The sequence below is a fragment of the Aequorivita antarctica genome, from assembly GCF_007997155.1.
Lineage (GTDB): Bacteria > Bacteroidota > Bacteroidia > Flavobacteriales > Flavobacteriaceae > Aequorivita > Aequorivita antarctica.
The window spans coordinates 362,302-384,487 of the sequence record NZ_VORT01000001.1 but is presented as its reverse complement, the minus strand read 5'-3'; the positions used below and the strand labels follow the sequence as shown (position 1 = coordinate 384,487).

Below are 22,186 nucleotides of genomic sequence, written 5' to 3'. Positions count from 1 at the left end.
AAACATTCAAAATATTTTATAGTCAGTCCTTTGCAGTGACAAAAACTAAAAACGATTTAAATGAAACTTAAGTTAATTACAGCTTTATTGCTAATTCTATCCTTTAGTGCCTTTTCACAAGAAATAGAAGGGCCGAGATTTGGTAAGGGAATACTAAACATAGTAGGTAAAGACAGTACTTGGTCCATGAATATGGCCGCCAGAATGCAATTTCTCTCAACCACATCATGGGATTACGATGGCGACCAATATGGAAAAGCTGAATCAAATTTCTTGGTTCGAAGAGCTCGATTAAAATTCAGTGGTTTTGCCTATACCCCAAAACTTGAATATAAACTTGAACTAGGGCTTTCAAATAGAGACATTGCCGGTTCCTCACCATTTACAAGCGATTCGCCAAACTATATTCTCGATGCGGTTGTGATGTGGAATTTCTACGAAAATTTTGAACTCTGGGTCGGTCAGACCAAATTACCAGGAAACAGAGAGCGGGTTGTTTCATCCGCCAATCTACAATTTGTAGATCGTTCCTTGTTAAATAGCAGATTTAATATAGACCGAGATCTAGGACTTCAATTAAGACATCATACAGATTTTTCTGAAAGTTTCATAATGCGTGAAATGATAGTAGTTTCGCAAGGTGAGGGCAGAAATGTTACTACAGGCAATCTTGGAGGTCATCAATACACTGGCCGCCTTGAAATTCTACCCCTAGGAAATTTTAGCGGTAAAGGCGATTATGTTGGAGGCGATCTTCAAAGAGAAGAAACTCCAAAACTTGCATTGGGAGCCACGTATGATTTTAACCACAATGCGGTTAAAAACCGAAGCAACCAAGGCTCCTATATGGCTAATGATGAAGGTTTTTACGAAACTAATATTTCCACCCTATTTGTTGATGCAATGTTCAAATACAGAGGCTTTTCACTTATGGCCGAGTATAGCAACCGTGACGCAGAGGATGCTTTAGCAAAAAACTCTGACGGAACCTTAACTGGCGATGTGGTTCAGGTTGGTAATGGTTTAAACCTCCAAGCCGGATATGTTTTTAAATCAAATTGGGAAGTTGCTGGACGATACACAACAATTGATTTAGATCAAAACATAACTGGTAAAGATGTTGAAAACCAATACACTCTTGGCCTTTCAAAATATATTGTAGGCCATAAGTTAAAGGTGCAAACTGATATTAGCTATACCACAATTGGCGGTGAAAACGACAACTTGATGTACCGTCTTCAAATGGATATCCATTTCTAAAACTTAGCCTCGTGAGTTTAGGCTCAGAAAGGTATTAATTGCAATTTGTTCACTTTCAAGTAATATTCACATAACATAGAAATCGGTTCTTTGTACTGCAAAAACTAAACTAAAAAAAATGAAAAAAATAATAACAATTATCGCTCTGGCATTCATAGTAGGAGCTTGCGGTAATAAAAAAGATCAAAGCGAAAAAGCTGAAAACGATTCGGGAAATTTGGAAGGAACCATTAAAGTAGATGGTTCTAGTACTGTTTTCCCAATTACTGAAGCTGTTGCAGAAGAATTCAGAAGTGTTCAACCCAATGTAAAGGTTACTATTGGAGTTTCTGGTACTGGAGGAGGATTCCAAAAATTTTCAAGAGGAGAAACTAACATTTCAGATGCTTCCCGCCCAATCAAGGATAAGGAAATAGAGGCCTGTGCAGCAAACAACATTACTTATATAGAACTGGAAGTTGCTTATGACGGCCTTGCGGTATTGGTAAATCCAGAAAATGATTGGGTAGATAATTTTACTGTAGAGGAGTTAAAGAAAATTTGGGAGCCTGCGGCTCAAGGAACAATAATGAAATGGAACCAAATCCGTCCAGAATGGCCTAACGAAGAAATCCATTTGTACGGCCCCGGTATCGCTTCTGGAACCTATGACTACTTTACGGAAGCCGTTGTTGGAAAAAGCGGTTCAAGCCGAGGAGACTATACCGCTAGTGAAGATGATCATGTTTTGGTTCAAGGCATTGCCGGAGATAAATTCTCTTTAGGATTTTTCGGATTGGCATACTACACCGAAAACCAAGATAAGTTAAAATTGATTGGTGTAAACAATGGAACTGAAGTAGTAAAACCAACTTTGGAAACCGTTAGTACTGGAACCTATGCTCCACTTTCAAGACCCTTGTTCATCTACGTGAACAGCACTTCGGTAAAATCACCAGAGGTAGTGGCTTTTGTACATTATTATCTTGAAAATGCTGGTGAATTATCTACTGATGTTGGTTACATCCCGCTTCCAACAGAACTATACACAAAACAAAAAGAAGACTTCCAGGCTTTTGTTGAAAGTAACAAATAAACAGAAGTTGGATTGGGAAAAATCGGGTGCCTGTTCAGGCACCTGATTTCCTTATAAAATTTTACTGATGCAAAAAATAAAAGAACTGGTCATTGAAAGAGCCCTCTTGGCGAGTTCGTTGATCACCATTGCGGTTACCTTAGGAATTGTACTGGTTTTATCTATCGAGGCGTTTCAGTTTTTTAGTGAAGTCTCAATTTTCGATTTTTTCACTGACACTCAATGGACCCCTCTTTTTACCGAAAAGCACTTTGGAATTCTTCCTCTACTATCGGGTACTCTGTTAACGTCGTTTATTGCAATTGCGGTAGCACTTCCTATAGGCCTTACCATAAGTATTTATTTAAGTGAATATGCTCCGCGTTCTTTCAGAAAGACCATAAAGCCTATATTAGAACTTTTGGCATCCATCCCTACTGTGGTTTACGGGTTTTTCGCCTTGATTGTGGTAACCCCATTTTTACAACAATTTATTCCAAGTCTTTCAGGCTTTAACTCTCTTTCCGCCGGTATTGTAATGGGAATAATGATTATTCCATACATTTCGTCATTAAGTGAAGATGCATTGCACGCTGTACCGCGTTCGTTGCGGGAAGCTTCCTTCGGAATGGGCGCCACAAAGCTTCAGACGGCTTTTAAGGTAATTGTGCCCGCCGCTTCTTCAGGGATTATTGTTTCTATCATTTTAGCAATTTCTAGGGCCATAGGCGAAACAATGATAGTCGCCATAGCCGCAGGTCAACAACCTCGATTGACTTTGGACCCTACCGTTCCTGTAGAAACCATTACCGCCTATATTGTTCAAGTAAGTTTGGGAGATGTTCAGCACGGATCATTAGAATACCGCACAATTTTCGCAGCAGGTATCACCCTTTTCGTCTTTACGTTTTTACTGAATACTATCAGCTACAAAATCCGTAAAAAATATCAGAAAAAATATGAATAATATCCGCAAAAACAGGTGGAAAGACCAGGTTTTTAAAATCTGGGGAATATTTTGCACCCTCATTGGTCTGGTTTTGCTTGTAGTTTTTATTGGCGATATACTGATTGATGGACTTACTAGAATAAATTGGGATTTCATCACAAATCTACCTTCCCGTAAACCCGAAAATTCTGGAATTTATACGGCTTTAATGGGAAGTATTTGGATCTTGCTTCTAACCACTATAATTGCTTTTCCTATTGGTGTTGCCGCGGGTATTTATTTAGAAGAATATTCAAAAAAGAACAGGCTTTCTGGGCTATTGGAAATCAATATCTCCAATCTTGCAGGCGTTCCTTCTATCATATACGGTCTTTTGGGATTGGAAGTTTTTGTTAGAATTATGAATCTTGGCGCCAGCGTTTTAGCGGGTAGTTTAACATTATCACTACTTATCCTTCCAATTGTAATTGTGGCAACAAGAGAAGCTATTAAAGCTGTGCCCTCGTCCATAAAAGATGCTTCTTATGCTTTGGGAGCGTCAAAATGGCAAACCATTTGGCATCAAATTCTACCGGCATCGGGCGGTGGAATATTAACAGGGGTAATTCTTGCCCTTTCACGGGCCGTGGGTGAAACCGCTCCTTTAATTGTAGTAGGAGCTTTGGCATATGTACCCTTTGTTCCACAAAGTCCTCTGGATGAATTTTCGGTATTGCCAATCCAAATATTCAACTGGATATCAAGACCACAGGCAGGATTTATTGAAAATGCCGCCGCAGCGATTATCGTACTGCTCGCAATAACTTTTGTAATGAACGGAATCGCAGTGTATTTCAGAAATAAATGGCAGAAAAAATGGAAATAATTATGGAACCTTCAATAATGAAAATAAATACATTGGATAGGATCGTTGACCACTCATTAAAAAAAGTACCTAAAATAGACCTTCAAGGTGTAAAAGTGTGGTATGATGATTTTATGGCAATCAAAGGAATTGATATGTCTGTAAAACAAAATACCGTGACTGCCTTTATAGGCCCCTCTGGCTGTGGAAAATCAACCTTTCTAAGGATGATAAACAGAATGAACGACTATGTGGATGGGTTTAAAATGGAAGGAAAAATAAAGATAGATGGCGATAATATTTATAAGAAAAAAGTAAATGTTGAAGAGCTTCGGAAAAAAGTGGGGATGGTTTTTCAGAAACCCAACCCATTCCCCAAATCAATTTTTGAAAATGTTGCATATGGACTGAAAATTCAGGGCATAAAAGACAAAGATTTCATTAAAGAAAGAGTTGAATCCTCTCTAAAACAGGTAGCTTTATGGGATGAAGTGAAGGACGATTTAAAAAAATCTGGTATGGCATTGTCTGGCGGACAACAACAGCGACTTTGTATTGCCCGGACGCTGGCAGTAGAACCATCCATTATTTTGATGGATGAGCCCACATCTTCCCTAGATCCCATTTCAACAGCAAAAATTGAAGAATTAATATATCAACTCAAAGAAAAATATACCATTGTAATTATTACCCACAATATGCAACAAGCCAGTAGAATAAGTGACTATACTGCTTTTTTCTATCTCGGAGAGCTAATTGAATACGACAAGACAAAAAAAATCTTTACAAATCCTGAAAAAACACAGACCGAAAATTACATCACTGGTCGTTTTGGTTAAAAATAATATTATGGTTGTAAATGCAGAACAACAGCGCGAAGTATTGAATCAGTATGGTTTGGAAATGCTCGCACTTTGCCAATCGCAAGTGGAAAAAGCAAAAGATGCTTTTGTGAATCACGATAGCGACTTGGCAGAAGAAGTAATAAATACTGAAAAACGTGTAAATGCGCTAGATCTAAAAATTGAAAAAGATTGCGAAAAATTTTTGGCACTATATACTCCCGTCGCTATCGATTTGCGGTTTATTATGGCCATACGTAAAATCAATTTCGATCTTGAAAGAATCGCAGACCATGCCGAAGGCATTTCCCGATATGTGGTTCAGGAAAACAAGCCAATTGAACCATCTCTCTTGGAAGCCTTAAGGTTTGAAACTATGTATGAAACAGTTACCTCCATGTTCGAAAACATTACTACAGCATACGAGCATAAGGACGTGAAAATTGCTCGAAAAGTATTTAAAAAGGACAAAATACTCGATAAAATAAATCGTAAGTCATTTAAATTCATTGAAGCTGAAATAAGACAAAATATTGAGATAACAGGTCAGGCCCTTATACTCTTCTCGGTGATAAAAAAAATGGAACGTGTGGGGGATTTATTAAAAAATGTAGCTGAAGAAATTATTTTTTATATCGAAGCCGATGTAGTAAAGCATAAAAAGAAAAAATAATATTTTGGTGTTGTTTTTAAGGCGTTTAAGTAATCTTTTTTTATTTGGTAACATTTACGTAACATTGATAACCCTATTTTAAAGTAATTTTGCGCCGTTACTTTCAACAAATAAATCAATGGACAATATCTATTTATTAATGATTGTTGCTCTTGCAGCGCTTGCCATAGCTGATCTTGTGGTAGGAGTAAGCAATGACGCCGTAAATTTCCTGAACTCTGCAATAGGTTCAAAAGCCATCTCTTTTAGAACCATACTGATTATCGCCAGTTTGGGTATATTCATAGGGGCCGTTTTCTCAAGCGGAATGATGGAAGTTGCCCGTAAGGGGATCTTCGTCCCAGGCGAATTTTATTTTGATGAAATCATGATCATTTTCATGGCAGTAATGATTACCGATATTTTGTTGCTAGATTTCTTCAACACTATTGGTTTGCCAACCTCAACAACGGTTTCCATTGTTTTTGAACTTTTGGGTGCGGCTGTTATTATGGCTTTAATAAAAATTGGCCACTCTGATACCGAATCAATTTCGGCACTCTCCAAATACATTAATACCGACAAAGCCTTAGAAATTATCTCTGGGATTGTAATTTCTGTAGGAGTTGCTTTTTCAGTCGGGATGGTGGTGCAATATATTTCGCGACTTATTTTTACTTTTCACGCCGAACAAAAAATGAAGTATTTCGGCGCCATCTTTGGCGGTGTAGCTTTAACATCAATAAGCTATTTTATTTTAATGAAAGGTTTAAAAGGAACTCCTTTTTACGGAAACTTTAAAGATATTATTGAAACAGAAACCTGGTTAATAATAGGTGTAAGCTTCGTTGTGTGGACGATCTTCTCGCAACTTTTTATGATGATTTTCAAAAAGAGCATCCTTATCATAGTAATAGCTGTAGGGACCTTCAGTCTTGCTTTGGCTTTTGCAGGAAATGATTTGGTAAACTTTATTGGTGTTCCTATGGCCGCATATCACAGTTATATTGATTGGGCTGCGTCTGGGGTTGCCGCATCAGAATACAGTATGCACAGCCTGGCGGAAAAAGTTCCTGCAGAACCTCTGTTGCTTTTTATTGCTGGCGGTGTTATGGTTCTTACCCTTTGGTTTTCTAAAAAAGCAAGAACGGTTTCCGATACCGAAATAGATTTAGCACGACAAGGTGACGGCCACGAAAAATTCAATCCAAATATGCTTTCTAGGTTTTTTGTAAAATCCAGCACCCAAATGTCCACTTATTTTAGTTATATCATTCCAGCTTCTCTTCAGGAGAAAATAGACAAACGTTTTGAAAAGCCGGTTGTAAACCTTACAAAACACAAAACCTACGAGCTACCTGCTTTTGATATGATCCGTGCATCTATAAACCTTATGGTTGCAGGGATATTGATTGCTACTGCAACTTCTATGAAATTACCGCTATCTACAACCTATGTAACATTTATGGTTGCAATGGGTACATCATTGGCTGATAGAGCATGGGGCCGTGAAAGTGCAGTTTACAGGGTCGCTGGCGTACTCAACGTTATCGGTGGTTGGTTCTTTACGGCTTTTGTAGCTTTTGCTGCAGCAGGAACCTTAACCTATCTAATTTTTATAGGAAGAGGTGCAATGATTGCTGTATTGCTGTTATTGGCCATTCTTTTATTAGTAAGAAACTATCTTTCGCATAAAAACAAAGTGAAAGTGAAACTGGATAAAAGCGGCTTAAAGAAAAACGAAAGTAAAACAGTTCAGGGAATCATTCAAGAAAGTGCTGAAAACATTAGTAACGTAGTTTCACGTTCAAACAAAATATACAGCGATATGCTTCGCGGCCTAGCCAAGCAGGACACTAAAAAACTTAAAAAGAGCAAAAAAGGTGTAAATAAGCTGAATGATGAAGTTGAAGAACTACGCGACAACATTTTCTATTTCATTAAAAATTTAGATGATACCAGCGTCCGAGGAAGCAATTTCTATCTTGTGATTTTAGGATATTTGACTGATGTTGTCCAGTCTTTAGAGTTTATTTCAAAAGCGAGTTACAAGCACGTGAACAACAATCACAAAGCACTTCGCTTCAACCAAATAAAAGATTTGCAGGAAATAGACCAACATTTGGAAGAACTCTTAAATGAAATTGAGGATATTTTCCATAAAAAGGAATTTCAACGAATTAAAAACGTACTCAATAAAAAAGAAGAAATCTTCGCAAGCCTTTCAAACAAAATTGAAAAGCAAATAGCCCGAACTCGAACCGAAGAATCGAGTCCGAAAAACACAACCTTGTATTTCAGCCTCTTGCTTGAAACTAAAGATTTGGTATCCGCTTTGATGAATTTGATGGAGGAATATTATACCAGTTACAAAAAAGAGTAACCTTTCTATTTAACAAAAAAAAGAGCCCACTTGGGCTCTTTTTTTGTCATAATTTCTAAAAATCCCCTGAATTGCATAGGGCAATTGCCTTATTTTAAGGGTTTGGGCAATGATTTTAAGCAACAGAAACTTATAGTTTAAAATTAATGTTGGAATATTGTCACAGCAACCAATAAAAACTTAAAATTATGAAACTAAAATTTTTATCAATTGTACTTATGATGACCTTCGGTTTTACCTATGCGCAAGACAAGGTTAAATATAGTGACGAAGAACGCGATATGCTAAAAACCTATTTTTTCAGTGAAGGTTTTAACCAACCTGCAACTTCAAAAGTATCAACTGTAATCCTGAAAGATGGTTCAGAACACAAAGGGTACTGCAAAGGTGTTGTAACTAAAAAAGGACAGATTGCCCAAATTGTTTTTAAAGACAGTATCACTGACAAAAAAGACACCTATGACGCAACGCAGATTAAAGAAGCCTATTTGTTCGCAAGTGGTTGGGAAAAATTTGGAAAAGTATCCCAAAAATTCAGCAACTATGGTATGGGAAGAAGAAACAGCGTGAACAAATTAACAAGTAATGATCAGATTTATTTCGTCAACCAAAAAGTTTCATTAAAAAACAAAAAAGACGAGCAAGAGTTTCTAATGCAGTTGATCAATCCTGAGTTTAGTCAAATAATCTCTGTTTACCACGATCCTTTTGCGAAAGAATCAAAAGGATTTTCAATAGGCGGCGCCCCTGCAATTGGCGGTGGTGTTGTAAAATCGTATTATGTGCAAAAAGGTGATAAAGTACTTTGGCTACCTAAAAGTGATTTTGAAGAAAATTATGAATTTCTTTTTGGCGACAATGCTGAGTTTATGAAAAAGTATCCTTACAAATCCATTAATTGGGATTGGTTTAGTGCACTTGTTTTGGATTATACCAATATGTCTTTACCAAAGGATCAGGAGTAATCATAAACCTTAACAATCTAAAAGCCCCAACATTTTAAAATGTTGGGGCTTTTTTAGTAATCAATTTTACAAAAATTATATTGAATCAAACCCGCAATAAGGCACCAAAACTTCCGGGATTTTAATTCCATCCTCGGTTTGGTAGTTTTCAAGAATTCCTGCTAAAACCCTTGGGAGTGCTAAAGCACTTCCATTTAATGTATGTACAAGTTTGTTTTTGCCGTCGGTATCTTTAAAGCGAAGTTTTAAACGGTTGGCTTGAAAAGTTTCAAAATTTGAAACCGAGGAAATCTCCAACCAACGATCTTGAGCGGTTGAAAATACTTCGAAATCATAGGTAAGTGCTGAAGTAAATCCAAGATCACCACCACAAAGACGAAGAATTCGGTAAGGCAACTTCAATTCGCGTAGAATTCCTTTTACGTGTTCCACCATTCCATCTAAAGCCTCATAAGATTTATCGGGATGCTCGATGCGAACTAGTTCAACTTTATCAAATTGGTGCAAACGGTTCAAGCCGCGAACATGTGCACCATAGCTTCCTGCCTCGCGACGGAAACAAGGTGTATAAGCTGTACAAGTAATAGGCAAATCGGAATTATTCAGTAAATCGCCTCGGAACATATTTGTTACCGGAACTTCAGCGGTTGGAATTAAATAAAGATCGTCAATACCCGCGTGGTACATTTGCCCTTCTTTGTCTGGAAGTTGTCCTGTTCCATAGCCAGAAGCTTCGTTTACCAAATGTGGAACTTGATATTCTGTATAACCTGCAGCAGTATTTTTATCTAAAAAGTAAGCAATCATAGCGCGCTGCAAACGAGCTCCTTTTCCTTTATACACTGGAAAACCAGCGCCCGTAATTTTTACTCCGAGTTCAAAATCTATTAAATCATATTTTTTGGCAAGTTCCCAATGAGGTAATGCGCCTTCAACAAGTTTTGGAATTTCGCCTTCTTTGTAAACCTCTTTGTTGTCGTTTTCATCTGTTCCCGCTGGCACCAAATCATTCGGAATGTTTGGTAGCGTGTAGAGCAATTGCTGCAATTTTTCAGCAGCAGCTAACATTTGTTCATTCAGTTGTTTTGAAGATTCTTTCAGTTCAACTGTTTTTTCTTTCAACTCGTTCGCCTTTTGCATTTCGCCACTTTGGAAAAGCTTCCCAATTTCTTTTGAATAGGAATTACTCTGTGCTAAAATGGCATCTAACTGCGCTTGTGAACCACGGCGTTCTTCGTCAAGAATTAAAACCTCTTCCAAAACGGAAGCAGCGTCAATACCGCGTTTGGCAAGTGCATTTATGTATTTTTCTTTGTTTTCGCGAATGTCGGTTACTTGTAGCATTTTCCTAAATTATATTGAAGCGCAAAGTTAAGGAAATCACCTTATTCATTAACAGCCTTTTCATTATAATCCTTAGGCGAAGGTAAAATCCATTCACTGTGTTTAAAAGGCGTCCATGCTTCAGCAGCCAAATCTACATTTGGGTCAGTAAAAGGATGGTATTCTCCATCGTTCACGCGTACTATTGCTTCCATAAAAACAGAAACGTCCCGGCCCTTTTCAGCTTCAACAGTTTTAATTTTTTGCGCAAGTTGCCACATAATATCAGGTTTCGTCGCTACTGATCCATGCTGCTTGTCACCTAATAATTCTCTGTAGTTATAACGCTGCTTTTCTCCATTTGCATTGTCTTTCACCCACACGGTCAAACTACCACTCTTAGAGCGCAACATCATCCGCCAACTGAGTCGGTGTCCTTCTTCGGTCCAAAGCACGTCGTCCTTAAAAAACCAATGGCGCAGTGGAAGACCAAGCTGAAACAGGAAGTAAACTGAGAACACACCAACAATCAAATTTTTGTATTTCGGAACTATCACTTCATTACCTGTGTATAATTTTTTGTTTGGAAGGAATCGTTTCTGAAGTATTTCGGGAGAAAAGAAAAACAAGGCAAACGCGATTGACATATAAGGAAAAATGCCAATATGAAAGATGAACGAATTAAAGAGATGGAAAAAAACGGCAATGGCAAAACCTATTAAACGAGTTCTTTTCCATAGCATTAAAGGTACAATGAGCAGATCGAAAAAAATACCAACGTATGCAATGGACCAATGCACCCAAGGTTTTTGCAAGATTCCTCCAATGAGCCAGAAATCACTTTTGCCTTCCATTAACAAGGCAGGCATGGAAGCGTTAAGCCAGTCTGGATAAAACTTTGCTACAGAAGCAAAGGTGTAAACAATCCAAACTTGAATTATTAACACCAACAACACCCATCTAGGCATTGCAGGGTTTTTCATTTTTGGATTTATTTTTGTGTCAATTGAAAACCAACGGTTTGCGGGAAGAAAGGCCATTATCCAACACAACAGCATCATTAAGTAATAGTGATTGTTATAACTGGATTTTTGCATCAAATAAACGCCAGTCCACATAATTGCATAGGCAATCATACTGAAACGATATTTGTAGCCCAACATCACAAAAATGCCGAAGATGCTCATTATTACGAAATAGTAATACATCAAATCGCCTTGCAGGTATTGCAAAAAGTCGAAGCCGATAAAGTTGAAAGTAAATGGTGTATCTACCAAAGTGCGCCTTACCCAGCCCGTTAAAATGGCACCAATGGCCTCGGTAGCAATCAAAAGGCCAAACACGACTCTAAAAAGAACGAGTCCAATATTATCAACCTGTTTGAAAAGAAATTTATTCACGTTCTATTAAATATTTCTTTGCGAAAATTTCATCTTTTATAATTTCTTGACGTAGCATTTCAATAGAATCGAAAGTTGCTTCATCACGAATGAATTTCAAAAATTCAACAGTGATTTCCTTTTCGTATAAATCTTGATTGAAATCGAGAAAATGCGTTTCAATTGTTTTCTCCTTTCCGCCAACGGTAGGGTTTGTACCAATGCTGGTTATTCCAAAAACTTTTTCGCCTCTAATTATTGATTGAACAACGTAAACTCCATTCTTCGGAATTAATTTATAGGCTTCTTTCAGCTTCAAATTTGCGGTGGGATACTTAATGGTACGGCCAATAGCTTTGCCTCTCACCACTTCGCCAGAAATCATAAAATAGTAGCCCAAATAACTGTTTGCAGTTTCAACATCGCCTTCGTTCAAAGCTTTTCGAATCTTTGTGGAACTTATTGCAACGTCGTCCAATTCTTTGGCGGAAATTTCTTCAACTTCAAAATCATAGGCTCTTCCAAATTCCTTTAAATCATCAATATCGGCAATTCTATTTCTTCCAAAACGGTGATCGTAACCAATTATAATTTTCTTCGCTTTTAGTCTATTTACCAAAATATCGCGTACATATTCCAAGGCGGTCAAACGTGAAAAGGCGTGAGTAAAAGGATGGATTACCAAATGATCGAGTCCCGTTTTTTCAAGCAATTCAGTACGTTCCTCAATGGTGTTTATAAGTTTGATATCCACATTTTCTTGGAGCACCATCCGCGGATGAGGAAAAAAAGTTAGAACAACGGAATCCAGGTTTTCTTTTTTAGAAGTTTCCACCAAACGTTTAAGGATAGCTTTATGGCCAATATGAACACCGTCAAAAGTACCGATGGTAACCACGCTTTGACGGTCATTTTTATAGGTTGAGGCCGAGGAATATTTCTTCAAAATTATTTTCCGTTAAAAGTGTTCATCGTAATGTTAATTCCTGCAAGGGCAAAGGATTCTATGATATTACAGCCCAATTCTAAACGTTCGGGCAGTTGTTTTTCTTCTTCAGCTTCCCACTCACCCAAAACGTAATCTACTTGTCTTCCTTTTGAAAAAGCATCGCTTATCCCAAAGCGGAAACGATTGTAAGTTGTGGTTTGCAGCGTATTTTGAATATCTTTTAAACCATTGTGGCCTCCATCACTACCTTTAGTTTTTATACGAATAGTTCCGAAAGCCAAATTTAAGTCGTCTGTAATTACAAGCATATTTTCCATCGGAATTTTCTCTTTATCGAGCCAGTAATTTACAGCCTTTCCACTTAAATTCATATAGGTGCTTGGTTTCAGAAAAATAAAAGTTCTTCCTTTTAATTTATGTGAAGTAATATCGCCCAACTTGGCCGTTTCCCAAGTAAGTGAGTTTTTTTCGGCATAAAAATCGACGACTTTAAAGCCTATATTATGTCGGGTGTTTGCATATTTTGGACCAATATTCCCCAGTCCTACAATAAGAAATTTTTTCATGGAATCTTTTTCGATAAAGGTTTGGTCAGTTTTCGCTGAAAATAATTTTTTGAAAAATGATGGCATATATTTTTAAATCTCCGGTAAAAATAAAAAAAGCACCCTGAATTAACAGGATGCTTTTCACTTATCTTTAAAAAGAAGAGTTTATGCTTCAGCTGGAGCCTCAGCATTTTCATCAGCGCCTTCAGCAGCAGTTTCTTCTCCTTCTTCACTTTCAGTTTCTTCTTCCACAATAGCGGTACGTGAAGTTCTAACCTGACAGATAACAGTGTTCTCTGGGTGCATAATTTTGTAATTGTCGGTTTTAATCGACTTGGTGTACATTTTAGCACCAATTTTCATTTCGGTAATGTCTGCCTCAATAAAATCCGGAAGATTTTCTGGCAAAGCTTTCACACGAAGTTTACGTGTAACAATACGTAAAGTACCACCGTTACGAACACCGCGAGAGTTACCAACGGTACGCACAGGGATTTCCATAGATACTTCTTTATCATCAAAAATCTGGTAAAAATCGATGTGAAGAATACGATCAGTCACTGGGTGAAATTGTATATCTTGAAGGATGGCGTTAACTTTTTTGCCACCCAGATTCACTACAACCGTGTGTACGTCTGGAGTGTAAACCAAGTCTTTAAATGCAATTTCTTCTGCTGAAAAACTAATTGGCTCATCCCCTCCGTAAACTACGCAAGGAACCATTCCAGCATTACGTAGGGCTTTCGTTGCCTTTTTGCCCACGCTTTCTCTTTGTGATCCTTTAATTGTAATAGATTTCATTTTTTTTAAAATTATTTATTAATAAAAAACTCCCTAAAAAGCTGTTTTTTAGGGAGTGCAAAGATAAATTATATTTTGGATTATCGGTTTAGGATTTTTGATTTTTTCTTTCTTTTGAAAAAAGCGTTTCATCTTTCAAAAAAATTACATCAAAAACTTACCGCTGATAGATTTATTGGCATTAACGCTCAACATTACATCTGCAAAAAGGTTGGCGCAACTTATTACTCTAATTTTTTTACTGGGCTTAGTGGGAATTGAATCTGAAACAATTAATTCCAGTAGTTGTGATTTTTCAATCCTTTCATACGCATTGCCCGAAAGTAGTGGGTGAGTGCACACGGCGCGAACGCTCAGAGCGCCACGCTCCATCATCAAATCTGCAGCGGTGGTAAGGGTTCCGGCGGTATCAACCATATCATCAACCAGCACTACGTTTTTCCCTTTTACGTCGCCAATGAGTTCCATATGAGAAATAATATTAGCTTTTTCACGCTGTTTGTAGCAGATTACAACATCGCTGTTCAAAAATTTTGAATAGGCATACGCACGTTTTGAACCACCCATGTCTGGAGACGCTATGGTCAGATTTTCAAGGTTCAAACTTCTCAAATAGGGAAGAAATACAGTGGAGGCAAAAAGATGGTCCACAGGCTTTTCAAAAAATCCTTGAATTTGGTCTGCATGCAGATCCATTGTTATTATTCTTGTTGCTCCAGCAGTTTCTAACATTTTTGCAACCAATTTTGCTGCAATCGGAACACGAGGTTTGTCCTTTCTGTCCTGGCGTGCCCACCCAAAATATGGCAACACTGCCGTAATATGACGTGCTGAAGCGCGTTTTGCGGCATCAATCATTAACAGAAGTTCCATTAAATGGTCGCTATTCGGAAAGGTGGAGCCTATCAAAAAAACACGGCTTCCACGAACCGACTCCTCAAAGGAAGGTTGGAATTCGCCATCACTATAATGGGAAGTAATAACTTTTCCCAAGGGTATCCCGAAGGCATCTGCTATGTCTTGTGCGAGTGCTTCACTTTGTTTACAGGCAAAAATCTTGGGGTCCGGTGCGAGAGTTGACATTTTTTAGGTTTTGTTTGAATAGACTACAAAGGTAAAAATTAATAGTTAGCGATATTTAAAAAAATAGCCGGATAAATTTTTAAGTAAATTACAAATATTTGTTTATTTTTGCCTCCCGTTTGCTCGAGTGGCGGAATTGGTAGACGCGCTGGATTCAAAATCCAGTGTTTTAGGACGTGCGGGTTCGATTCCCGCCTCGAGTACAAAAGCTCTAACTATATGTTGGAGCTTTTTTTTATTTTAAGAAACGATACTCCCTTATATTAGATTTCAATTAAATTCTAGTTGTCATAAAACTTTAACATTAACTTTCTTATAAAGTTTTTTTGTGTAATTACCTTTAAGATATTCAATCTGAATTTAATGCCCAAAAAACTAAACCAGCTAGAAGCAACAGCCATCTGCGGCAATGACATAAGTTCTTCTTGTTTATATGTTTCGGCTCTCGCCATTTTCTACGCAGGCCAATACGCTTGGATTTCGCTTTTAATGGTTGCGGGCGTTTTGTTTTTATTCAGAAAAATTTATGGGGAAGTGGTTGGTGCTTTGCCTTTAAATGGAGGAGCTTACAATGCACTTTTAAACACAACCAAAAAATCTACAGCCTCTGTTGCAGCAGCTTTAACAGTGCTTTCTTATATGGCTACGGCCGTACTTTCTGCTAGTGAGGCGGTTAAATATGCTTATAGCATTTGGGATGTAATTCCGGTGTTTCCAGTTACTATTGGTCTTCTATTATTGTTTATGGGGTTGGTTATTCTAGGCATTGGCGAGTCTTCAAAAGTGGCAGTTTTTATCTTTCTTTTTCACCTTTTTTCTTTGACGCTTCTTTGTGGTTTCTGTCTCTATTTTCTTTTCAGTAATGGCTTTGATACGCTGATCGCAAATTTTAAAATGCCCGTTGGCGGAAGCATTACCATGGCGCTCTTTTTTGGCTTTTCGGCTGCGATGCTGGGCATTAGTGGCTTTGAAAGTTCGGCAAATTATGTTGAAGAACAACAGCCAGGCGTTTTCCCAAAAACCTTGCGCAATATGTGGATAGTTGTAAGCATTTTCAATCCACTTATCGCATTTCTTGCGCTGGGCCTTTTACCGCAAGAAGTTGTAAATAATAATCAGGATGCATTACTATCATTTCTCGGCGAAACCTCTGGGGGACATTGGCTTTCATTTTTGGTGGGAATTGATGCAGCGTTGGTGTTGAGTGGCGCAGTGCTTACATCATACGTAGGCGTTGGCGGCTTAATGGAACGCATGGCACTGGATAGGGTGCTTCCGAGTTTTCTATTGATTAGAAACAAAAATAAAAGCCCCTACCTAATTTTTATATTGTTCTTCGCACTTTGCACCTCCATTCTATTGGTAACTCACGGAGATTTACCTTCCCTGGCTGGAGTCTATACTATTGCCTTTCTTTCAGTGATGGTGCTTTTTGGAGTCGGGAACCTTTTATTGAAAATTAACAGAAAGCATCTGCCAAGGCCCGAGCGGGCTTCCTATTTGTCCGTTTTTATCGCGATTGCCTCGGTTATTGCCGCATTGTTGGGAAACATATTCTTGAACCCTGAGTTTTTGGCTACCTTTTTTGAATATCTGGTTCCAACACTTTTTGTGGTGTTTTTTATGCTTTATCATCACTATATATTGAAAGCTGCACTTCTGTTTATAGATTATATTGCTCCCGCTAACAGCAAGTTTTTTAAGAACTGGAAACGCATTACCAAAAACAGGCTGCAGGAATTGACGGGTAAGCAATTTGTGTTTTTTACAAATAACGACAACGTGGAAACAATTAACAAAGTGATGCTTTACATAAAGAACAACGAACCCACCAAAAGGTTAAAAATTGTGGCTGTACTTGATGAAGGAATGTTGGTCGCCAACAATCTAAAAAAAGATGTGGAAGTACTTGACCGCGCATATCCAGACATAAAAATTCAATTTGTAGAAGAATCGGGCGTATTTGGCCCCGAAAAAATCAATGAACTATCAAAGAGATGGCATATCCCCGTCAACTTTATGTTCATTGGTGCGCCAGGAGAACAATTTCCATACAGGGTGCAACAGTTAGGAGAAGTGCGGGTAATTATTTAATTTTTCAAGGTAAAAGTATTGCTAACAATCGCTATATTTGGGCAAACCTTGAAAAACCCCGTCCCCAATGTCTGATTTCTGGTTGTATTTTAACCTTGGCCTCCACCACGTGCTGGATTGGAAAGCCTACGATCACATTCTTTTTTTAATTGTGCTTTGCGCTGCTTATACTTTTTCTTCGTGGAAAAAATTGTTGCTTTTGGTTACTATGTTTACTCTTGGCCACACGCTTTCACTGCTTTTAGCGAGTTATAATGTGGTGAGTGTTTCTGGGAAAGTTATTGAGTTTTTAATTCCAGTTACCATTTTAGTTACAGCTCTTTTCAACCTTTTTACAGCAGGAAAAGAGAAAAAAGTGGAAAAAATGGGCATTTTTTATATTGTAACTATTTTCTTCGGATTGATTCATGGATTAGGGTTTGCTTCTTTCTTTACAGCATTGGACAGCGGTGGCGGTATTTTGCCATTACTCGAATTCGCCCTAGGTATTGAAACTGCACAGATCATCGTGGTAATCATCATTTTAATCATCGCCTTCATTTTTCAAACCATCTTCCGTTTCAATAAAAGAGATTGGGTCTTAGTGGTTTCTTCACTAGTAATAGGAATGGTAATACCGATGCTTATCAATAACTGGATATTTTAAGGAGTTGGTCGTCTTTAAAAAATAATGGTTTGGAATGTATTATACTTCTCAACTCACAACCCATCTAAACTCCAAATCCACTTTGGCAATAACTTAACAACTTTTTTTTTGGCAGTGGTGTAACTTCCAAGTAATTTCGCTACCTATTTAAAAGTATGAAGGACAGCAAACAACGTAAGTATGATATTGCCTATCTGCGGATGGCCCAAGAATGGAGCAAACTTTCTTATTGTAAGCGAAGACAGGTTGGCGCACTTATTGTGAAAGACAAGATGATAATCAGCGATGGTTATAATGGCACTCCAACTGGTTTTGAAAACATTTGCGAAGATGACGAAGGCTACACAAAATGGTACGTCCTCCACGCTGAAGCAAATGCAATACTAAAAGTAGCATCAAGCACACAAGCTTGCCAAGGAGCAACACTTTACATCACGATGTCGCCCTGCAAAGAATGCAGCAAATTGATACACCAAGCGGGCATAAAAAGAATGGTCTATCTTAACGAATATAAAGACAACTCTGGCATTGCCTTTTTAGAAAAAGCGGGAGTAAGCATACAACACATTTCAGATTTAGATTCAGAATAATGGGAAATCAAAAAAAATACTTGCCTCTGTGGATTGGATTGGCGTTGGCCGCGGGTGTTTTTATTGGATCCAAGCTCAATTTTCACGATAACACCGAAAAAATATTTGCCACTAGTTCAAAAAAAGACAAACTCAACAGGCTTATAGACTACATAGATTATGAATATGTTGACAATGTAAACACCGACAGTATTGTGGATGTCACGGTTAACGGAATTCTTGAAAACCTCGATCCTCATTCGGTTTACATTCCCAAAAGTGAATACCAACACAATGCAGACGATATGCGCGGTGCCTTCACGGGCATTGGCGTTAGCTTTTATGTTTACAAAGATACCATTGCCGTAATTCGTGCCATTGAAGGCGGACCAGCAGAAAAAGCTGGAATTAAAGGTGGCGACAGAATACTTTACGCCGACGGCAAAAGACTTTTTGGCGAATTGGTGCAGCGTGATAGCATTTCCAATTATCTGAAAGGCGAAATAAACAGCAAAGTTGCTTTGGACGTTTACCGCCCGAGTGAAAACAAAACATTGGAAATAAAGGTGCGGAGAAAACAAGTGCCATTGGTGAGTGTAGACGCTTCCTATAAACTGTCAGATGATTTGGGTTATATAAAACTGAACCGTTTTTCCGAAACCACTTATAAAGAATTTGAAAGCGCCCTCGAAAAACTGAAAGACCAAGGTATCACAAAACTTGTTTTGGACCTTCGCAACAACCCAGGAGGCTACATTTCGACTGCAGAACGGGTAGTTGATGAATTTTTGGAAAACGACAAACTTGTTCTTATTACAAAAAATAAAAGTGGCGAAATCAATAAAACATACGCTACGCGCCGAGGCGATTTCGAACATGGCAAACTCTACGTTTTAATAAACGAAAACTCTGCTTCTGCCAGCGAAATTGTGGCTGGTGCCCTTCAAGACAATGACAAGGGAACCATAATTGGTCGCCGCTCTTTCGGAAAAGGATTGGTGCAGCGTGAAATGTCACTCGGCGATGGTAGTGCAGTGCGGTTGACTATTGCCCGATATTACACTCCAACGGGTCGTTCCATTCAGCGGCCTTATGGAAATGGAAATGACACCTATTACAATGATTATGAAAAGCGTTACCGCAATGGCGAATTGATACACGCAGACAGTATTAAGGTTGCCGATTCACTAAAATACGTTACCCCTGAAGGAAAAGTAGTTTATGGCGGCGGCGGGATTATCCCCGATGTTTTTGTGCCGAAAGATACAAGTGTGGAAAATGAAACCCTGCAATACGTTGCTCGAAGTGGTTTTATGAGTTATTTCATCTTTGAATATCTCGAAAAAAACCGAACTTTTTTTAAAGGAATGAAATTCGATGATTTCAGGAAGAATTTTAAAGTTGAAGATAAACTTTCCAAAGAATTTATTGAATACGCCAAGTTTAATGAAGCGCAGATAGACCTTTCAAATTATAACGAAGAGTTGAAAAGAACATTGAAAGCGAACATCGCCCAACAGCTTTTTGGTCCTAATGAATACGAAATAATCTTTAACGAAGCGGACCCAATGCTCTTAAAAGTTTTGGAACTGGAAGCCAAAAATCATTTGGACAAAAAATAAAAAACCCTATTTTTTTACTTTAGAAGCAATCCGTTTTGAAATAAGCAAAATACCAAGTGCTAGTATGGCGCAAAGTCCTGCCAAAATACTTATTGCAGCAATAGAGCTATCTCCTTCAAGCAAATGGTTAAAATTCAATTTGGTAATGTTAAAAACTACAAGACCTACAGCGGAGGCAATCAAGATATAGATAAAAATTTTCATTGTTCTTTAATTAAAAAGTTCTTGAATATTTGAAGTGAAAAGTTTCACAGAAATGGCCAGCAAAATTACACCAAATATTTTTTGGATCACAGCAATTCCGTTCTTTCCCAAAAAGCGTTGCAACTTACCAGAAGTTTTCAAAACGGCATAAATAATTACGATATTCACAATTATTGCCACTATAATATTTTCGATAGAATATTCGGCCCGCAGTGAAAGTAATGTCGTCAAACTTCCTGGTCCAGCAAGCAACGGAAATGCCAACGGGAATATAGAAGCCATATCTGGCGATGTATCACCTTCCTTAAAAAGGGTAACTCCGAGTATCATTTCCAAAGCAATAAAGAAAAGTATTAATGAACCTGCTACGGCAAATTCATTGACATTTACCCCAATAAGGTTCAAGATACTTTCCCCCAAGAAAAGGAACACTATCATAACAATCGCCGCTATTACGGAAGCTTTTCCAGAATTGATGTGCCCAGCCTTCTCGCGCAGACCAATTATAATTGGTATGCTCCCAATAATATCGATTACTGCAAAAAGCACCATTGTGGCCGTGGCTATTTCCTTGAAATTAAAATTCATCCTTTTCTTTTTGAGGTCGCAAAATTAGTCAATAATTTCCGTTGGCGTAAAATAAACTGTGGTTAATAAAAGCATAATTTCTGCAGAATAGAATGCTGAAACAATCTATCTTTGCCGCATGTTTCAACTTGGCAAAACAATAGTTTCCGAAGATTTAATCACAAAAGATTTTGTGTGCAACCTCAACGCTTGCAAAGGCGCCTGCTGTATTGAAGGCGAGGCGGGAGCGCCAGTAACGGAAGAGGAAATACAAATTCTTAAAGAGATTTACCCAAAAGTGAAGCCTTTTCTTCGTCCCGAAGGCATTGCAGCTATTGAAAAACAAGGCACTCACATTAAAACTGACCTTGATGAACTTGAAACTCCACTAGTAGAAGACAAGGAATGTGCCTACGTTACTTTTACCGATAAAGGCATTGCGAGCTGCGGTATTGAAGACGCTTTCAATGCTGGCGCAACTGATTTCAGAAAACCTATTTCTTGCCATCTATATCCTGTTCGGATTCAAGAATACAGCGAATTTGCAGCCGTAAACTATCACCGCTGGCCCATTTGTGATGATGCCTGCACTTTGGGAAAAGAGTTACAAGTACCCGTATATAAATTCGTGAAAACTGCCCTTATCCGTAGATTCGGCGAAAACTGGTACGATGAGCTGGAAAAGGTAGCTTCTGAAATGTAATTCTTCACTATAACTTTTTCATATTCTCACTATATTTTATTGATATTGATTATATTAGTTTTGAAATTCAACAGAATTATTAACTAACTAAAATCTTCAATTATGAAAAAGTATGTCTTGGCTCTTTTTATTTTTTCAGCTTTTGTAAGCTGCAAGGACAATCCCGTGAGCAAAAAAATAAAAGAAACCAAAGAAGCGGTTTCAAACACCACCAATGCGGTGGAAGAAATGACCAAAATGCAGGACGACATTAAGGAACTGCAAGAAATAACCCCGCTTACTAATGCGGAGTTAAAATCTTGGCTGCCCGATGAAGTGAACGGAATGAAACGCATCAGCTATAAAGCCGGTCAAGCGGGAATGATGGGCATTGCCTCCATTGAAGCGGCTTACGCCAATGAAGACAAATCAAAGAAATTTTCCATAAACATCATTGATGGTGCTGGCCAAGTGGGTGCAGCGGCTACGGCAGGCATGCGAATGGTTATGAGCCAGGATTTTGAGGAAGAGAGCGAAAACGGCTCCCGAAGAACCGTAACCAAAAACGGTACAAAAGCTATTGAAGAATATCGATCAGGCAATAACAACAGTACAATTCAACTTATGGAAGGCAACCGTTTCTATCTAGAAGCTAAAGGAAACAATATGGATCTTGATGAAACTTGGGATGCAATTGACGAAATAGATTTGGATAAATTGGGTTAAATAAAACATTTAAAACCTATTTAAAAGCCGAAAACCTTAGTGTT

Annotated in this window: 22 protein-coding genes and 1 tRNA gene; 15 read left to right on the top strand and 8 right to left on the bottom strand. The window is 38.1% G+C overall.

Translation table 11 applies throughout. From position 1 onward, the window contains the following. Positions 1-60 precede the first annotated feature (60 nt). The 8 genes from ESU54_RS01755 (at position 61) to ESU54_RS01720 (ending at position 8,949) form a co-directional block, all read left to right on the top strand. Positions 61-1,260, top strand: coding sequence for a porin (locus ESU54_RS01755; RefSeq protein ID WP_146848069.1), 1,200 nt, complete (start codon positions 61-63; stop codon positions 1,258-1,260). 118 nt (positions 1,261-1,378) lie between these two features. Further along, complete coding sequence (locus ESU54_RS01750) at positions 1,379-2,335, top strand: PstS family phosphate ABC transporter substrate-binding protein (RefSeq protein ID WP_111842832.1); 957 nt, start codon at positions 1,379-1,381, stop codon at positions 2,333-2,335. Positions 2,336-2,402: 67 nt separating this feature from the next. Then, the gene (gene pstC, locus ESU54_RS01745) at positions 2,403-3,281 is read left to right on the top strand and encodes a phosphate ABC transporter permease subunit PstC (RefSeq protein ID WP_111842833.1); all 879 of its coding nucleotides are present in this window, start codon (positions 2,403-2,405) and stop codon (positions 3,279-3,281) included. Further along, positions 3,274-4,128 carry a phosphate ABC transporter permease PstA gene (pstA, locus tag ESU54_RS01740; protein ID WP_111842834.1) on the top strand — a complete coding sequence of 285 codons (855 nt, stop codon included), beginning with the start codon at positions 3,274-3,276 and terminating at the stop codon, positions 4,126-4,128. The genes pstC and pstA overlap by 8 nt, the downstream gene beginning before the upstream one ends. A 17-nt stretch (positions 4,129-4,145) precedes the next feature. Beyond that, positions 4,146-4,946, top strand: a complete 801-nt coding sequence (gene pstB / locus ESU54_RS01735) for a phosphate ABC transporter ATP-binding protein PstB (protein WP_170253247.1) — start codon at positions 4,146-4,148, stop codon at positions 4,944-4,946. 10 nt (positions 4,947-4,956) lie between these two features. Then, the gene (gene phoU / locus ESU54_RS01730; protein ID WP_111842835.1) at positions 4,957-5,622 is read left to right on the top strand and encodes a phosphate signaling complex protein PhoU; all 666 of its coding nucleotides are present in this window, start codon (positions 4,957-4,959) and stop codon (positions 5,620-5,622) included. 118 nt (positions 5,623-5,740) lie between these two features. Beyond that, positions 5,741-7,984, top strand: coding sequence for an inorganic phosphate transporter (locus tag ESU54_RS01725; RefSeq protein WP_111842836.1), 2,244 nt, complete (start codon positions 5,741-5,743; stop codon positions 7,982-7,984). A gap of 188 nt (positions 7,985-8,172) precedes the next feature. Continuing rightward, complete coding sequence (locus ESU54_RS01720) at positions 8,173-8,949, top strand: hypothetical protein (RefSeq protein ID WP_111842837.1); 777 nt, start codon at positions 8,173-8,175, stop codon at positions 8,947-8,949. A gap of 75 nt (positions 8,950-9,024) precedes the next feature. Here the strand turns inward: ESU54_RS01720 and serS are convergent, their stop codons facing one another. The 6 genes from serS to ESU54_RS01690 form a co-directional block, all read right to left on the bottom strand. Beyond that, positions 9,025-10,293, bottom strand: a complete 1,269-nt coding sequence (gene serS / locus ESU54_RS01715) for a serine--tRNA ligase (protein WP_111842838.1) — start codon at positions 10,291-10,293, stop codon at positions 9,025-9,027. Between the two features lie 41 nt (positions 10,294-10,334). Beyond that, a complete protein-coding gene (locus tag ESU54_RS01710; protein WP_146848067.1) occupies positions 10,335-11,672 on the bottom strand; it encodes an HTTM domain-containing protein in 1,338 nt (445 codons plus the stop codon). Next, the gene (locus tag ESU54_RS01705; protein WP_111842840.1) at positions 11,665-12,597 is read right to left on the bottom strand and encodes a bifunctional riboflavin kinase/FAD synthetase; all 933 of its coding nucleotides are present in this window, start codon (positions 12,595-12,597) and stop codon (positions 11,665-11,667) included. The genes ESU54_RS01710 and ESU54_RS01705 overlap by 8 nt, the downstream gene beginning before the upstream one ends. 2 nt (positions 12,598-12,599) lie before the next feature. Continuing rightward, positions 12,600-13,232 (bottom strand): aminoacyl-tRNA hydrolase, encoded by a 633-nt coding sequence (gene pth, locus ESU54_RS01700; RefSeq protein WP_111842841.1) that lies wholly within the window; start codon positions 13,230-13,232, stop codon positions 12,600-12,602. Positions 13,233-13,313: 81 nt separating this feature from the next. Continuing rightward, positions 13,314-13,949: a 50S ribosomal protein L25/general stress protein Ctc gene (locus tag ESU54_RS01695; protein ID WP_111842842.1), complete on the bottom strand. Its 636-nt coding sequence runs from the start codon at positions 13,947-13,949 to the stop codon at positions 13,314-13,316. A 144-nt stretch (positions 13,950-14,093) separates the two neighbouring features. Continuing rightward, entirely contained in the window at positions 14,094-15,032 is a 939-nt protein-coding gene (locus tag ESU54_RS01690) for a ribose-phosphate pyrophosphokinase (protein ID WP_111842843.1), read from the bottom strand. Positions 15,033-15,153: 121 nt separating this feature from the next. Here ESU54_RS01690 and ESU54_RS01685 point away from each other — a divergent pair. The 5 genes from ESU54_RS01685 to ESU54_RS01665 all read left to right on the top strand — a co-directional run bounded on the left by ESU54_RS01685 (position 15,154) and on the right by ESU54_RS01665 (position 19,963). After that, positions 15,154-15,235 (top strand) — tRNA-Leu (locus ESU54_RS01685). A gap of 160 nt (positions 15,236-15,395) precedes the next feature. Next, positions 15,396-17,126 carry an APC family permease gene (locus tag ESU54_RS01680; RefSeq protein ID WP_111842844.1) on the top strand — a complete coding sequence of 577 codons (1,731 nt, stop codon included), beginning with the start codon at positions 15,396-15,398 and terminating at the stop codon, positions 17,124-17,126. Positions 17,127-17,193: 67 nt separating this feature from the next. After that, entirely contained in the window at positions 17,194-17,772 is a 579-nt protein-coding gene (locus ESU54_RS01675; protein WP_111842845.1) for a HupE/UreJ family protein, read from the top strand. A 155-nt stretch (positions 17,773-17,927) separates the two neighbouring features. Beyond that, positions 17,928-18,362: a deoxycytidylate deaminase gene (locus ESU54_RS01670; RefSeq protein ID WP_111842846.1), complete on the top strand. Its 435-nt coding sequence runs from the start codon at positions 17,928-17,930 to the stop codon at positions 18,360-18,362. Continuing rightward, the gene (locus ESU54_RS01665) at positions 18,362-19,963 is read left to right on the top strand and encodes a S41 family peptidase (protein ID WP_111842847.1); all 1,602 of its coding nucleotides are present in this window, start codon (positions 18,362-18,364) and stop codon (positions 19,961-19,963) included. The genes ESU54_RS01670 and ESU54_RS01665 overlap by 1 nt, the downstream gene beginning before the upstream one ends. A gap of 6 nt (positions 19,964-19,969) precedes the next feature. On the opposite strand, the gene ESU54_RS01660 is transcribed toward ESU54_RS01665, so the two are convergent. Beyond that, positions 19,970-20,167 carry a hypothetical protein gene (locus ESU54_RS01660; protein ID WP_111842848.1) on the bottom strand — a complete coding sequence of 66 codons (198 nt, stop codon included), beginning with the start codon at positions 20,165-20,167 and terminating at the stop codon, positions 19,970-19,972. A 6-nt stretch (positions 20,168-20,173) separates the two neighbouring features. After that, on the bottom strand, positions 20,174-20,755 hold the full coding sequence (locus ESU54_RS01655; protein WP_111842849.1) for a MarC family protein: 582 nt from the start codon (positions 20,753-20,755) through the stop codon (positions 20,174-20,176). Positions 20,756-20,873: 118 nt separating this feature from the next. Between ESU54_RS01655 and ESU54_RS01650 the strand changes: the two genes are divergently transcribed. Both ESU54_RS01650 and ESU54_RS01645 read left to right on the top strand, forming a co-directional pair. Continuing rightward, entirely contained in the window at positions 20,874-21,437 is a 564-nt protein-coding gene (locus ESU54_RS01650) for a DUF3109 family protein (RefSeq protein WP_111842850.1), read from the top strand. Between the two features lie 102 nt (positions 21,438-21,539). Then, the gene (locus ESU54_RS01645) at positions 21,540-22,142 is read left to right on the top strand and encodes a hypothetical protein (RefSeq protein WP_111842851.1); all 603 of its coding nucleotides are present in this window, start codon (positions 21,540-21,542) and stop codon (positions 22,140-22,142) included. Positions 22,143-22,186 lie beyond the last annotated feature (44 nt).